At 59.0% G+C, this 14,732-nt stretch carries 12 protein-coding genes and 1 pseudogene; 10 read left to right on the forward strand and 3 right to left on the reverse strand.

Going from position 1 to position 14,732, the window contains the following annotated elements; genetic code table 11:
* Positions 1–113 precede the first annotated feature (113 nt).
* Positions 114–590 (forward strand): Lrp/AsnC family transcriptional regulator, encoded by a 477-nt coding sequence (locus NE851_RS08140; RefSeq protein ID WP_254956506.1) that lies wholly within the window; start codon positions 114–116, stop codon positions 588–590.
* Between the two features lie 284 nt (positions 591–874).
* On the opposite strand, the pseudogene NE851_RS08150 reads toward NE851_RS08140, so the two are convergent.
* Positions 875–1,120, reverse strand: a pseudogene (locus NE851_RS08150) (thiazole synthase); the annotation flags it as partial.
* A gap of 206 nt (positions 1,121–1,326) precedes the next feature.
* Positions 1,327–1,977: a TetR/AcrR family transcriptional regulator gene (locus tag NE851_RS08155; RefSeq protein ID WP_254956508.1), complete on the reverse strand. Its 651-nt coding sequence runs from the start codon at positions 1,975–1,977 to the stop codon at positions 1,327–1,329.
* Between the two features lie 224 nt (positions 1,978–2,201).
* Between NE851_RS08155 and NE851_RS08160 the strand changes: the two genes are divergently transcribed.
* From NE851_RS08160 to NE851_RS08190, 7 genes are all read left to right on the forward strand, one after another.
* Positions 2,202–3,311 carry a sugar ABC transporter substrate-binding protein gene (locus NE851_RS08160; RefSeq protein ID WP_254956510.1) on the forward strand — a complete coding sequence of 370 codons (1,110 nt, stop codon included), beginning with the start codon at positions 2,202–2,204 and terminating at the stop codon, positions 3,309–3,311.
* Positions 3,312–3,386: 75 nt separating this feature from the next.
* Positions 3,387–4,349 carry an ABC transporter permease gene (locus NE851_RS08165; RefSeq protein ID WP_254956511.1) on the forward strand — a complete coding sequence of 321 codons (963 nt, stop codon included), beginning with the start codon at positions 3,387–3,389 and terminating at the stop codon, positions 4,347–4,349.
* Positions 4,350–4,357: 8 nt separating this feature from the next.
* Positions 4,358–5,863 carry a sugar ABC transporter ATP-binding protein gene (locus tag NE851_RS08170; RefSeq protein WP_254956512.1) on the forward strand — a complete coding sequence of 502 codons (1,506 nt, stop codon included), beginning with the start codon at positions 4,358–4,360 and terminating at the stop codon, positions 5,861–5,863.
* Positions 5,864–5,870: 7 nt separating this feature from the next.
* A complete protein-coding gene (locus NE851_RS08175; protein WP_254956513.1) occupies positions 5,871–6,812 on the forward strand; it encodes an ABC transporter permease in 942 nt (313 codons plus the stop codon).
* 1 nt (position 6,813) lies between these two features.
* Positions 6,814–7,854, forward strand: a complete 1,041-nt coding sequence (locus tag NE851_RS08180) for a zinc-dependent alcohol dehydrogenase (RefSeq protein ID WP_254956514.1) — start codon at positions 6,814–6,816, stop codon at positions 7,852–7,854.
* 57 nt (positions 7,855–7,911) lie between these two features.
* Entirely contained in the window at positions 7,912–9,408 is a 1,497-nt protein-coding gene (locus NE851_RS08185) for an aldehyde dehydrogenase family protein (protein ID WP_254956515.1), read from the forward strand.
* A complete protein-coding gene (locus tag NE851_RS08190; protein ID WP_254956516.1) occupies positions 9,408–11,003 on the forward strand; it encodes a GMC family oxidoreductase in 1,596 nt (531 codons plus the stop codon). The genes NE851_RS08185 and NE851_RS08190 overlap by 1 nt, the downstream gene beginning before the upstream one ends.
* Before the next feature lie 370 nt (positions 11,004–11,373).
* On the opposite strand, the gene NE851_RS08195 is transcribed toward NE851_RS08190, so the two are convergent.
* A complete protein-coding gene (locus tag NE851_RS08195) occupies positions 11,374–12,207 on the reverse strand; it encodes an aldo/keto reductase (RefSeq protein WP_254956517.1) in 834 nt (277 codons plus the stop codon).
* A gap of 152 nt (positions 12,208–12,359) precedes the next feature.
* Between NE851_RS08195 and NE851_RS08200 the strand changes: the two genes are divergently transcribed.
* Together NE851_RS08200 and NE851_RS08205 are read left to right on the forward strand one after the other, a co-directional pair.
* Positions 12,360–13,949 (forward strand): acyl CoA:acetate/3-ketoacid CoA transferase, encoded by a 1,590-nt coding sequence (locus NE851_RS08200; RefSeq protein ID WP_254956518.1) that lies wholly within the window; start codon positions 12,360–12,362, stop codon positions 13,947–13,949.
* Positions 13,946–14,731, forward strand: a complete 786-nt coding sequence (locus NE851_RS08205) for an enoyl-CoA hydratase/isomerase family protein (RefSeq protein WP_254956520.1) — start codon at positions 13,946–13,948, stop codon at positions 14,729–14,731. The genes NE851_RS08200 and NE851_RS08205 overlap by 4 nt, the downstream gene beginning before the upstream one ends.
* Position 14,732 lies beyond the last annotated feature (1 nt).

The raw sequence follows: 14,732 nt of genomic DNA on the forward strand, positions 1-14,732 counted from the left end.
CAAGGCTAGTAGATATCGTTTGAAAGGTGCTCTCTAATATTGCTCTAAAAGCCTTCTTTATCGGCATAATTGTTCGATAGGAGAATCCAATTCTTCAATTATATGAGGTAAAAATGAAAGAGTCTCCCACAGAGGATTTCGATAGGATAGACATCAAGATTCTGCGCGCCTTGCAATCGGAGGGCCGGCTCAGCAATGCCGATCTCGCCGAGCGCGTGAATGTCAGTGCTGCAACTTGCCACAGGCGAACTCAGCGCCTCTTCGAGGAGGGCTACATTACCGGCGTGCGGGCGGAAGTCGCGCCGGGCGCCGTAGGCCTCGGCGCGATGGTTATGGTTGGCGTGGTACTGGATCGCTCCACGCCTGAGAGCTTTGGTGCCTTTGAGGGCGCGGTCATGGAGCTGAAGGAAGTACTAGACTGCAATTTGGTCGCCGGAGATTTCGATTATCTCCTGAAAATCCGCGTCCGCGACATGGCCGATTTCAACAAGCTCCACGGCCAGAAGCTGATCGCCCTCCCAGGCGTGCGCCAGACGCGCACCTTCTTCGTGATGAAGGAAGTCAAGGAGAACGCGAGGTTGCCCTTCTAGCGTCGTCGGCAGCTATTGTGGATGCAGCATCTATTGTCCGGTTCCGCGCAGACAGCGGATGTCAGGCGACTTTTTCTGACATCACCGGCCCCACGCTCTGTGCATCAAACATACGGTCTCACCGTTCACACGATGGAGGCACTCCATGGTTAGGTTATTTGTAGGTCTGCGCATAGTTCAGTCTCCGGACGATCCTTGATGCGCAACTGCACCAGCTTGACGCCGAGAGGTACCAGCCGGAATTCACTCGGCGCCGTCGACGATCCGGTAGTACGGATCAAGCTTCATGTGAACACCGCCTTTCCGATCACTGGCGTGGAGGGTACGGCCATGTCGCGAGGCTCCAGCACGCCAGCGTCAAAGGCCTGCTTGCCGGCGGCGATTGCCGCGGCAAAGGCGGCTGCCATCGCGGCGGGATCTCCGGTGCCGGCAACGGCGGTGTTGAGCAGAACCGCATCGAAACCGAGCTCCATGACCGCAGTTGCGTGCGACGGCCGGCCGATGCCGGCGTCGACGATCAGCGACACGTCGAGAGCGGGATCGAGATGCTCGGAATGAAGGAATGGGAAACAAAGGGCGTGAAGGTCGACCTAACTGATCTAATAAGGCGTCGCCGGTTCAGATCCTTTCAAGAGCGTCAACCGAGATTCAAGTGTCCGGAGCGCAGAACCTCGGAGACGGCGCCTGCGCGCAGCAGCCTCTACGAAAAGCTGAATTGGCCGGGGAATAGGCGCGCCTAGACGCAGACCATCCTCATGATCGTTTCGACGTTGAACGCCACGCGGTTTTCGAGCGCATCCTTATCCATTAGGTCGCGTTCGTAAATAATGGAGCCAGTGAACCGGTTTGTCAGGTAGTAATAGCCGATTGCCGCGATCGTGATGTTCAGCTGGACCGGGTCGATTCCGTCACGAAATACACCGGCTTCAACGCCCCTAGCTAATATGCCACCGACCAGGCTGACGAGCTTGCGGTTGGTCGTCCTGATGACTTCGGATCCCTTGAGGTGCTTGGCGCGATGGAGGTTGGCGCTGTTTACCAAGGTTATAAACTCTGGATGCTTCAGATAGTAGGCGAAGGTGAATCGGACGAATGTTTCGAGCGCCTGCTTCGGATCCAAGCTCTCCAGGTTCAGTTTGTGCTCCGCCGTGCGGATGTCGACGTAGGCCTGCTCGAGTACCATCTGGAAGAGCTTATCCTTGCTCTCGAAATAGTGGTACATCATCCGCTTGTTGTTAAGCGACCTCTCCGCGATGACGTCGACGCGAGCACCTGCAAGCCCATTTTTCGCGAATTCCTTTTTGGCGGCCTCCAAAATCCGGGCCTTCGTAGCCTCTGCATCCCGTGGCGGTTTGCCAGCTCTCTTGATCTTTACATTCGAGTTCAACGTTCGCCTCCAAGCGAATACACGCAAATCGTTCTGTGGTTATACACGAACCAGGTGGTGCATGAAAGCAGATAGCCGCCAACAGTTTGGACTTGACTAGTGGCACCTTACCCAAGTAACTGGTTAGTGCGTTTCTGTGGAGGAGCAGAATTCCGACGGCCTTGATGGCGAGGCGTTCGGACTGGTCCCAAGGCGCGTTTTTTTGGCTAGACGGGAGGAGAGTCATGTCGACCTTTATCAAGGATTTCATCGAGCGGGAAACGATCTCGCGCCGCAACTTCATCCTGACATCAGCAGTGGGAATGGGCGCGATGCTCATCCCCGGTCTTGACGGCTCCGCGAGGGCCGCGCTCAAGGACCCGGCGATCGCGTGGAGCTATCGTGACCGCGCATCCGCATACTGGAATTCCATCGTGTCTGGTGGCGAAGCCTTCATCGAATCCATTGGCAAGCAGAAGGGCGACCTCGTCAGCCTTATCAATGAAGGGTCGTCCGAGAAGTCTCTGGCCGACATCAAGGCATTCATCGCTAAGAACAACGGCAACTGCGCCATCGCCGCCGACTGCAACGACAGCCCGAATGCGCGCCCGGTCGTCGAGGCGGTCAAGACCGCCGGAGCATATGTGTCGACGATCTGGAACAAGACCGACGATTTACATCCTTGGGACTTCGGCGATAACTACGTCAGCCACATGACCTGGTCTGACGTGGAGCCAGCCGCTCAGACCGCGAAGATCCTCTTCGAAGCCATGGGCGGAGAAGGCGGCGTCGTGCACCTCGGTGGAATCGCGGCGAACAATCCGGCGATCGAGCGCCTGGCCGGCCTGAAGAAGGCAGCAGCGGACTATCCCAAGATCGAAATCCTCGACGCTCAACCTGCCGACTGGGACACCCAGAAGGGCGCCGCCCTGATGTCGTCGTTCCTGACCCGCTATGGCGACAAAATCAAGGGCGTCCACTGCGCCAACGACAACATTGCTTATGGCGTCATCGAAGCTCTGCGCGCCGAGGGCATCGAAGACATGCCTATCGTCGCGTACGACGGTAACCCCGACGCCGTGAAGCTCGTCATGGAAGGGAAGCTCCTGGCGACCGTCTTCACGAATCCGCATTGGGGCGGCGGCATCTCGGCGGCACTCGCCTACTATGCCGCAACGGGCGCGTTCAAGCCATCCGAAGAGCCGAACGAGCACCGCGAGTTCTATGGCCCGACGATCCTGATCTCTCAGAAGGACGCCGCCGACTTCAAGGCAAAATACATGGACGAAACGCCGAAGTACGATTGGAAGGACTTCTGGTCGCCGACAAGGGGGCAGATCAAGTACAGCGGCTAAGCAGAGGAGGTTGGCGCGTTCAAGGAGCGGGCGCGCCACTTCAAGAAATCGCATAGACTTGGGAGGAGCGGCCGAATGGCGTCGGTATCGCGCGAGAATCTTATTAAATGGGCACCGTTGCTGGTGCTCGTGGCCTTGGTGATCCTGTTCACCGCTATCAATCCGACGTTCTTCTCCGTCCGGAATTTTTCAAGAATTGCCGTCTCTTCCGCACCTGCGCTTATGGTCGCGATCGGCGTCACCTTCATCATTGTGATGGGATCGATTGATCTCTCGATGGAAGGCACAGTGACGCTCACCGCCGTTCTGTTCGCCTACCTCTTCGTTGCACTTGGCGGAACGCTGGCCGGATTGGGCTCGCTCGCAATCCCAATCACTCTAGTGATCGGAGCTGTCATTGGGGCCATCAACGGGCTCGTTCACGTCAAGCTCCGAATACCTTCGTTCATGGCAAGCTTGGCAATGGGCTTCATTGGCACGGGCGCTGGAATTCTTCTGACCGGCGGCGACATCGTCAAAGTGTCCGACCCCATTTTCCGCGGCCTTCTGACGGTACGATTTCTGGGCTTTCCCATGATGGTCTACGTGGCAGTCCTCGGGCTTCTCGTCGCGTGGTTCATCCAGCGCTATACGATCCTCGGCCGCAACTTCTATGCCGTTGGCGGCGGCGAGGATCTTGCACACGCCTCTGGCGTGAACGTGGCCCGAGTACGGATCCTGGGTTTTGGCCTTGCTGGCGTGTTCTACGCGCTCGCTGCGATTCTCGTCGTTGGTAGGATTGGCCAGGCGGAATCCATTTCTGGCGCGAATTTCATGTTTGTTTCCATCACTTCTGTCGTTGTCGGAGGTGTCGCGCTGTGGGGCGGCATTGGTGGCGTCTGGAACGCCCTGATCGGCGTCCTCATCGTCGGAGTGATCAATAACGGCATGGTTGTCATCGGGCTGCCGGACTTCATGCAGCAGGGCGTCCTTGGCGCTCTCGTCATTTTGTCTGTCGTCCTTTCGACCGACCGCTTCTCGACCGCGTTCGTAAAGTGAGGACCGCGATGTTCCAGTTAAAAGCAGTCGACAAGCGCTTCCCGGGCGTGCACGCGCTCAAGGCCGTGAATTTCGAAATCGGATGCGGAGAGATCGTTGGTCTGGTGGGCGAGAACGGTGCGGGCAAATCTAGCCTCATGAAGGTAATATATGGCGCGTACCAGCCGGATTCGGGCCAAGTCACGATCAACGGCAAGTCCGTGCGGTTCTCAAGTCCCCGCCAGGCCATGGAGCATGGCATCGGGATGGTCTTCCAGGAGCAGTCTCTGATCACCAACCTGAGCGTGATGGAAAACATATTCCTTGGCTATGAAGCCCAGTTCACCAGAGCCGGAGTGGTAAACTGGCGGAGGATGGCGGAGGCGGCACGCTTCCAGCTCGCAAAGGTGAAGCTCGATATCGATCCGGCGTTGACAACGTCCAAGCTCTCCTTCGCGCAGCGCCAGCTGGTCGAATTGGCCAAGGTCCTTACACTTGAGGAACGCGTGAAGGGCGACCTTATCATTCTCCTCGACGAGCCGACGTCGGTGCTCAGCCAGGAGGAGGTCAAGCTGCTGTTTAAGCTTGTCCGCGAACTCACGACGCGCGCTTCGTTCATTTTCGTCTCGCACCGCATGGACGAGGTGATGGAACTCAGCAACCGCGTCTACGTGATGAAGGACGGGCAGGTGGTCGACGTCGTCGCGAGCGATGAAGCCGATGTCGAAAGCATTCAGCGCAAGATGGTCGGCCGCAACATCGATCGTGAATACTATCGCGAGACTAAGCAGCAGCCGTACGATGCTGCCAAGGTGCTTGTCGAACTCGACAATGTCTCTCTGCCAGGGAAGGTCCGCGATGTCTCGCTGAAGGTTCACGCGGGAGAGGTTCTCTGCCTAGTCGGTGCCGAAGGCTCCGGTCGTGAAGGCGTCATGCGGGCGATCTACGGGATGCTCTCGCCCGTCCTCGGCACAATCAAGATCAAGGGCAGGAAACCGACGCGCTTCAACCCCATGAGGGCTGTCGCGATGGGGCTCGGTTATGTGCCGCGCGAGCGCAAGGTCGAGGGTATCGTGGCTGGGATGAACGTCTACGAGAACATGACCCTTTCCCAGCTTGGTCGTCGGTCGAGTGGGGGCGTTATGCGGGTTGGAGAGGAGCGGGCGCTGGCGCGCGACTGGATCCGCAAGCTATCAATCAAGGCTCATTCCGAGTTCGCCGACTGCGGTAATCTATCTGGTGGAAACCAGCAGAAGGTCGTTCTGGCCAAATGGCGGTCGGGCGGGTCGGACGTCATGCTTCTCGACCATCCGACGCGCGGCCTGGATATTGGCGCCAAGGAAGACGTCTACGAGATGATCCGCGACATGTCCGCGAGCGGCGTCGGGATCGTGCTGGTCGCCGACACACTGGAGGAAGCGATCGGCTTGGCGCACACGATCCTCGTCATCAAGGACGGCAGGGTCACGAAGTCATTCGATTACACGCCGGGCGCAAAGCCGTCTCTCTTCGACCTCCTACATTACATGATCTGAGGGTGCCATGGATTTTCACAAGCTAAAGCCACATCTTCCCTGGATCACCCTGCTCGCGCTTCTGGCGATCGTAGGGATCCCTAACCCTGACTTTCTCAGGCCAACGAACTTGCTTGAACTCGCGGGCGATATTGTCCCGCTGTTCATCATGGCGCTCGGGCTCACGTTTGCTGTCTATATAGGCGGTATCGACCTATCTGCCCAGTCCATTGCCAACATGGTCACGGTAATCGCATCCGTGTACCTGGCGAGCATAGGCCCTTGGGTCGCTGTCGTCTGTGTCGCATGCGGGTTTCTGCTTGGGATGGTGTCCGGTTATGCGACCACGAAGCTCTTCGTTCCCTCGTTCATATCCACGCTGGCTGTCGGCGGGCTGGCGTTTTCCGTTGCGCAGTGGCTCTCCGGGCAGCGTGCACTCAACATGAATGCCGCGCAGCGCGACGACGTATTTGGATGGATGATCGGGCATATCGGCATCATTCCAAATGAGCTTCTCCTTGCCGCAGGACTTCTCCTGATCTGCCTTTTCATCGAACGCCGCACACGGCTCGGGCGCGTTTTCAAGGCAATCGGCGCGGGAGAGGCGGCGGCGGCGGCATCGGGAGTGGACGTCGGGTTCTACAAGATCCTCGCCTTTGCGATTTCCGGGGCTTTGGCCGCGATCGCGGGGTTGCTATTTGCAGTCAAGCTGTCGGGTGGCGCGCCGACGATCGCAAACGGCTTTCTGCTGCCGGCGATCGTTGCCGTCCTGATGGGTGGCACCGCTCTCACGGGCGGCGTCGGCGGCGTGCTAAACACCGCGATCGGGGCGATGATCGTCGCCGTCATTCGCTCCTCCATGCTCTATTTCGGCATTGAGGCGACACAGCAACAGATGGTGTTCGGTCTAGTCCTGATCGGGGCCATCGCTCTGACGATCGACCGCTCCAAACTCAAGACGGTGAAATAACATGATCGTTCCTGAAAACATGAAAGCAGCGGTGCTGGTTGCACCGGGACAATTCGAGTTCCGGGACGTTCCCGTTCCCAAGCTTGGCCACGACGACGTCCTTGTCCGGGTGACGCAGGTCGGGATCTGTGGAACTGACATACACATGTTCCACGGGCGCTATGCGGCCGACGCACTGCCGATCATACCCGGCCATGAGTTCTGCGGCGTTGTCGCAGCGGTCGGCGAGGGCGTGAAAAATGTGAAGATCGGAACGCGGGTGGTCTCCGACATCAACATCGGGTGCGGAGCCTGCTACTGGTGCCGCCGCAATGAGGTTCTCAACTGCTGCGAGGTCACGCAGATCGGTATTCGGCGGGACGGCGCGTTCGCGGATTTCGTTGCAGTGCCGTCCCGACTCGTCATTCCCGCACCCGACGACGTTCCGGTGGAAACACTGGCCCTGACCGAACCCGTCGGATGCGTCGTTCGCGCCGCAAAAAAGGCTCAGGTCGGCATCGGGGATTCTGTGGTGGTGCTGGGGGCAGGACCAATCGGAAATCTGCATGTCCAGATGATGCGCCTCGTCGGCGCGGCTCCGATCATCGTATTCGATCTGTCCGAAGCTCGGTGCCAGGCGGCCCTTGCCGTCGGAGCCGACATCGCGGTCACAGACCCCGCTGGACTCAAGGATGTGGTGATGCGCGCAACAGACGCGATCGGCGCAGATCTTGTCATCGAGAGTGTCGGCCTGGTCAAGCTCTACGAGACCGCCTTCGATCTTATCCGGAAAGGCGGACATGTCGCCTTCTTCGGCATCACAGGACCACAGGACAAGCTTGACGTCCCGATCCTGCAGACCGTCCTCCAGGAAAACAGCCTGAAGGGATCGGTCGCAGCCATGGGCGAAGACATGCACCAGGCCCTAAGGCTTCTCATGTACGGCAGGTTCGACGTTACGCCTTTCACCGGAGCGGTCTATCCGCTTTCGGACATACAGCAGGCATTCGACAGTCTACCTTCCCGACCAAACGACCTGAAAACCCAGCTACGGGTGTCGTGAAACCCGTCACCAGCGCTCCTTGCGTTGACGACAAGAACATTCAAGATGGAGCATCACATGGATCAGCTTGCACCAAAACACCGACTTCCCGATCAGCCCAAGGAATTCGGCTACTTCGTCGACGGCCTGTGGAAGAGCCGGGAGGACAGGTTCGAACGCGCGTCGCCGGGACATGGTGTAGCGGTCTCCCGCACAGTGCGCTGCACGTTGGATGATCTCAACGACGCGGTCTCCGCTGCTCGCCGCGCCTTTGAAAACGGGTTTTGGGCGGACATTTCAGGAGCGGAACGCGCTGGCGTACTCCTCCGAACAGCGGAGATCATGAAGCGCCGACGCGAGGAAGTCGCCTATTGGGAAGTCCTCGAAAACGGCAAGCCCATCTCTCAGGCACTGGGGGAGATCGAACATTGCATCGCATGCTTCGAGACGGGCGCCGGAGCGGCACGCGCCCTGCATGGGGACAGCTTCAACAATCTCGGCAAAGACCTGTTCGGCATGGTTCTGAGAGAGCCGATCGGCGTCGTGGGTCTGATCACGCCCTGGAATTTCCCGTTCCTGATACTTTGTGAACGCGTCCCCTTCATTCTGGCTTCCGGGTGCACTCTCGTCGTCAAGCCCTCGGAGGTGACCAGCGTGACGACACTGCTGCTCGCCGAAATTCTCGAGGAAGCTGGTCTTCCCCGAGGCGCCTACAACGTGGTGACCGGGTCAGGCCGGACGATCGGCCAGGCGATGACCGAACATCACGACATCGACATGATTTCCTTCACAGGGTCGACGGCAGTCGGCCGGGCCTGTGTCCATGCTGCGGCGGATTCGAACTTCAAGAAGCTCGGACTCGAGCTTGGCGGAAAGAACCCGATCATCGTCTTCGCGGATGCGGATCTAGATTCTGCGGCGGACGCGGCAGCTTTCGGGATCTCATTCAACACGGGACAGTGCTGCGTTTCCTCAAGTCGGCTGATCGTTGAAGTCAAGGTGGCTAACGAGTTCGAAAAGCTGCTCGCCGCGAAGATGCAGAAGATCGTTGTCGGCGATCCGCTTGATCCAACTACGCAGGTTGGTGCTATAACTACCGAGGCTCAGAACAAGACGATCCTGGACTACATTGAGAAGGGCAAATCGGCGGGCGCGAAAGTTCTGGTAGGCGGCGCGAAGTTCGATCACGAGGGCGGCCAGTACATCCAGCCGACGCTCTTCACGGGCGTCACCCGGGACATGGCTATCGCAACCGACGAAATCTTCGGACCGGTGCTTTCCAGCTTCACGTTCGAAACCGCAGATGAGGCGGTGCAGATCGCAAACGACACGGTGTACGGACTTGCCGCCAGCCTGTGGACTTCGGATGTCAGCAAGGCACTCTCTGTGACCCGCCGAGTTCGCGCCGGGCGGTTTTGGGTGAACACGATCATGGCGGGTGGCCCGGAAATGCCGCTCGGAGGCTTCAAGCAGTCAGGATGGGGTCGCGAGGCCGGGGTCTACGGTGTCGAGGAATACACCCAGATCAAGTCCGTCCATGTGGATCTCGCCAAGCGCCAGCCTTGGATCTCGTGATGACCGAAGCCTTCGATTACATCGTAGTCGGTGGCGGCTCGGCGGGCTGCGTTCTCGCGGCCCGTTTGTCCGAGGATCCGGACGCGAGGGTCTGCGTCATCGAAGCCGGCAATCGGGATAAGAACCCGCTGATCCATATGCCCGTTGGCTTCGCCAAGATGACCGCCGGCCCGCTTACCTGGGGGCTTAAGACCGTGCCCCAGAAGCACGCTATGAACCGTGTCATTCCCTACGCCCAGGCAAAAGTTCTCGGCGGGGGTTCTTCCATCAACGCAGAGGTCTACACGCGTGGTCATCCGAGCGACTACGACCGCTGGGAGCAGGAAGGGGCGGAAGGGTGGGGCTTCAGCCAGATACAGAAGTACTTCCTTAGGGCAGAAGGCAACACAGCCTACTCGGGTCCGCTGCACGGCACCGACGGTCCGCTCGGTGTCTCCAACATCCCCGACCCCAATGTCATGACCAAGGCCTTTGCGCGAAGCTGCCAGGAGTATGGGATGCCCTACAATCCCGACTTCAACGGCGATCGGCAGGAAGGGGCGGGAATCTACCAGATCACCACTCGGAACAATCGCCGCTGCTCGGCAGCCGTGGGATATCTCAAACCCGTGCTCCGCCGTCCGAACCTGACGCTAGTGACGGGAGCGTTAGTGCTGCGGATCGTGTTCGAGGGCAGGCGTGCCGTCGGAATCGAGTATGTGGTCGGCGGCCGGAAAATGCTGGCGAGAGCGAGTGCCGAGGTGATCGTTACTGCAGGGGCGATAGGGACTCCAAAGCTCCTGCTCCAATCGGGCATCGGTCCGGCGGAACATCTTCGATCGGTGGGCATCGACGTGGTGCAGGAACTCGGTGGCGTCGGCCAGAATCTAACCGATCACTTCGGCGTCGACATCGTCGCCGAAATCAGGAGCCGCGACAGTCTGGACAAGTACAATGACTTCTGCTGGATGGCCTGGGCCGGGCTGCAATATGCCCTGTTCAATTCGGGCCCGGTAACATCGAACGTCGTTGAAGGCGGCGCCTTCTGGTTCGGCGACAAGTCGGAAACGCGACCAGACCTGCAGTTCCACTTCCTTGCAGGGGCCGGAGCGGAGGCGGGCGTTCCGTCGGTTCCAAAGGGCTCTTCAGGAGTTACGCTGAACAGCTACGTCCTCAGGCCGAAGTCGCGCGGGAGCGTGACACTTCGCTCGTCGGATCCTCGCGATCTTCCGCTCGTCGATCCAAATTTCCTATCGGATTCCGACGACCTGAGGATCGCCGTCGAGGGCGTCAAGATCAGTTGCGAAATCATGCGTCAGCCGTCGCTCCAGAAGTACGTGAAGACCTTGCACTTCCCAGATGCGAACGTCCAGACGCAGTCGGAATTCGAGGACTATGCCCGTCGATTTGGGAGGACGTCCTACCATCCGACCTGTACCTGCAGGATGGGGACCGATCCGATGTCCGTCGTCGATCCGAGACTTCGGATCCATGGCCTCGAAGGGATTCGCATCTGCGACAGCTCGGCGATGCCGTCGCTTGTCGGATCCAACACTAACGCGCCTACGATCATGATTGCCGAGCATGCCTCCGATCTCATCAGGGGGAATCGTTAGTCGAGCTTGCCTCAACTTTCCTCCGACCCGAGACGGGCCGGAGGGGACCAATTACCTTTCGGTTGCGCCCGTTCGGTTGCGATCAATCGAACGCGAAGTCGAAGACGTGGTCTGGATGCGGCCCTCGAACTGGCCCATGGCCTTTGCGGCTTTCGTAGCGCGCGCAGGAGTCGAGTGCGAGCCAGAGCCTCGCGGCTCTCGTACGGCACCCTCGTTGCGATAAAGGCCGCAGAGAACGCGCAATTTCTCTACGCTGGCGAATGCCGGCCACATGGGATCAGTTCCTGCGCCGCGAAAGACCGGCGACGGTCGCAATTTGAAAACAAAATTTGAATGGTCCAATGATGTGTGATGGTGAATCCGGCGAGTCCTAGGATGGAGAGGGGCCGTCCCACTGCGGCGCCCACGGCACCTTCTGCTTGTCGACGCATCGGAAATTGGTCTTGTTGAGGGCGTCAATCAAACGCATGTCGACGCTGGTCAAAGTGAAGTCCATGACGTCAAAGTTGGAGCGCATGTTTTCCAGCTTTGTCGACATGGTGTTGATCGCAACGCCCTTCTGAAGGATCCAGCGCAGCGCTATCTGTGCGGCTGTCTTACCGTAAGATTTACCGATCCGTTCGAACTCCGGATAACGAAACACCTCGCCCCTTGCGACCGAACAGAAAGACGAGAGCGGAACTCCGCACTGGTAGGATGCCTCAAGCAGGATCGACTGATCGAGCAGGGGGTGGAACTCCACCTGATTGATTGCGACCTCGCCTTCGAGAAAGGACTGTGCCTCCTTCATCATGCTGGACGTGAAGTTCGATACGCCGATCTCGGAAGCCAGACCCTTGCGCTTGGCGTCCCGCAGGAGCCGCAGCGCGTTCTTGTTGTCGCCGGACGGATCTGGCCAATGAAGCAGCAGTAGATTCACCTGCGACATGCCGAGAGCCCCCAGACTGGTCTCAACAGAGTGCAGGAAGCGGTCCTCGCCGAAATTATCGGGATGGACCTTCGTTGTGACTAGGAGCTCGCTCGTAGCGACGTTCGCATGTCTGATTGCCTCGCCCAGATCAGCCTCGTTGCCATACATCTGGGCAGTATCAAAGGATCGATAGCCGACATGATATGCAAAGGCAAAAGCCCGCGTCAAATCCTCTCCTTTTAAGGGGTAGGTTCCAAACGAACGCTCGTATCCGGGCCGAAAACAAATCGACATTTCTCTCTCCCACCATTGAAAACGCGAAAAGTATTTTTGAACTTCCGTGTTCGTGAAATCAGCCTGAACACGTTATTTTTCAAGCTTGCGCTTCTAATCTTGACCTCCTATAACGCACTAACCAGTTACTTTCAACGGCAGGGAGGAAGCCTATGTCGAAAGTGAAGAATGCCGCCGAGGTCGCGGCCCTCATCAAAAACGAGGCGATTGTTGCCGTGAACTCGTCGAGCGGGCTCTGCTGCCCGGATGCCGTGCTGGCGGCCATCGGCGAGCGCTATCGGAACGAAGGCGCGCCGCGCGGTCTCACGACAGTTCACCCGATCGCCGCTGGCGACATGTTCGGGACGAAGGGTGTCGATCATCTCGCCCAGCCTGGCCTCATCAGAAAGATCATCGGCGGTTCCTACCCGTCCGGACCTTCCTCGGCGGAACCTCCACTCATCTGGCAGATGCTCGGCCGCAACGAAATTGCCGCCTACAACGTCCCGAGCGGCGTTCTGTTCGACATTCTACGGGAGGGCGCCGCGCTGCGTCCCGGCGTGCTGACCAAGGTCGGGATGGAGACATTCGTCGATCCGGAACAGGAAGGCTGCGCGATGAATGACGCGGCGAAGGGCGAGCCGATCGTGTTTCGACAGAATTTTGCCGGAGAGGACTGGCTCTATTTCCCGTCAATCCGGCCGGACGTGGCAATCATCCGCGCGAGCACTGCCGACGAACGCGGCAACCTGACTTTCGAGCACGAGGGCGCCTATCTTGGCGCGATGGAACTGGCGCTGGCTGGTCACAACAGCGGCGGCATCGTTATCGCCCAGGTCAAGCGCATTGCGAAGTCAGGGACGCTCAAGCCCCACGACGTACGCGTGCCGGGAATTCTTGTGGACTATATCGTAGAGGCGCCAGAACAGCTTCAGACCACAGCCACACCCTACGATCCAGCAATTTCGGGCGAGCTCTTCCGTCCCCTGGAAAGCTTCCGTCTTCCTGAGTTCGACGTAGCCAAGGTGATTGCCCGCCGTGTCGCCCGGGAACTGCTGCCCGGCTGGGCGGTCAATATCGGCTTCGGCATTTCAGCCAACGTGCCGCGCATTCTGCTTGAAGAAGGCCGGCACGGGGACGTCACATGGGTCATCGAGCAAGGCGCCGTGGGCGGAATACCGCTACTTGATTTCAAGTTCGGCTGCTCTTCGAACGCGGAAGCCTTTGTCGCCTCGCCCCACCAGTTCGCCTACTTCCAGGCCGCTGGCTTCGACGCATCGCTGCTTTCGTTCCTGCAAATCGACAAGGACGGCTCCGTCAACGTTGCCAAGCTTACGGCTCGTCCCCATGTCACCGCAGGAGCTGGTGGCTTCGTCGACATTACCTCGCGAGCACGTAAAATCGTCTTCTCCGGCTATTTCAACGCTGCGGCGAAGCTGTCTATCGTCGATGGCAAGCTCGTTATTGACCGTGAGGGTAAGATCGCGAAGATCGTCGACAAGGTCGAGCAGGTCTCGTTCTCCGGAAAACGCGCTGTCGCGCAGGGCCAGGACGTTACTTACGTCACGGAACGGTGCGTGATGAAGCTTAAGCCAGACGGCCTCATGGTGACCGAGATAGCTCCGGGCGTCGATCTGCAGGCCCACATTCTCGACCAGGCGCAGACTCCACTTCTCATCTCGTCGGATCTCAAGGTCATGGACAGCGCGCTGTTCCAGCCGGGCTCGGAATCCGAGGGGCAGCAGAAGCGAGACGCCGCATGAGCGAAAACGAGCCGAGGGTTGTCCTAACCTTCGACGGCGACGTCGCGCATATGAGGCTGCAGCACAAGGAAAGTCTCAACGCCATCGACGCCGAGGCAGTCGAGCAAATCTATGACGCGTGCCGAGTGATGGAAACGCGCGAGCCCATCCGGGCACTCGTGATAACTGGTGATGGCGAGAAGACGTTTTCAGCTGGCGGCGACATCAAGGCGTGGGGCGGCCTCACGCCCCAGGCCTTCGGCCGCCAATGGATCCGTCGAGGACACGATGCATTCGACGCGGTCGCTCGGCTGCGCGTTCCGGTAATTGCCGTGCTGAATGGACATACGTTTGGCGGAGGTCTGGAACTGGCCGCAGCGGCCGATCTTCGCATCGCCGAGCAGCACATCAAGTTCGGGCTTCCGGAAGCCGGGCTCGGAGTGATTCCAGGATGGTCCGGGACGCAGCGTGCGGTGCGTCGGTTCGGGCCATCAGTCATCCGTCGCATGGCACTTTTTGGCGAAGTGCTGAACGCCGATCAGGCTCTCGCGGCTGGCATCGTTGATATCGTCGTTCCCAGAGGCGAGGGAATGTCGAAGGCGAGCGAGGTCGTCGCGACCTTGCGGTCCCGTGCACCGCTTGCCACCGAAATCGTCAAGATGCTCATCAACGTGGCGGAGGGAGAGGAGAGTTCTCGCGTCCTTGACACGGTTGCAGCGATGAGCGTCGCGTTCACAGACGATCTCGCAGAAGGCGCTGCAGCCTTCAGAGAGAAGCGAAAGCCGAACTTCAAGGGTTCCTGAC

This window comes from Rhizobium anhuiense bv. trifolii (assembly GCF_024346605.1).
Classification (GTDB): domain Bacteria; phylum Pseudomonadota; class Alphaproteobacteria; order Rhizobiales; family Rhizobiaceae; genus Rhizobium; species Rhizobium anhuiense.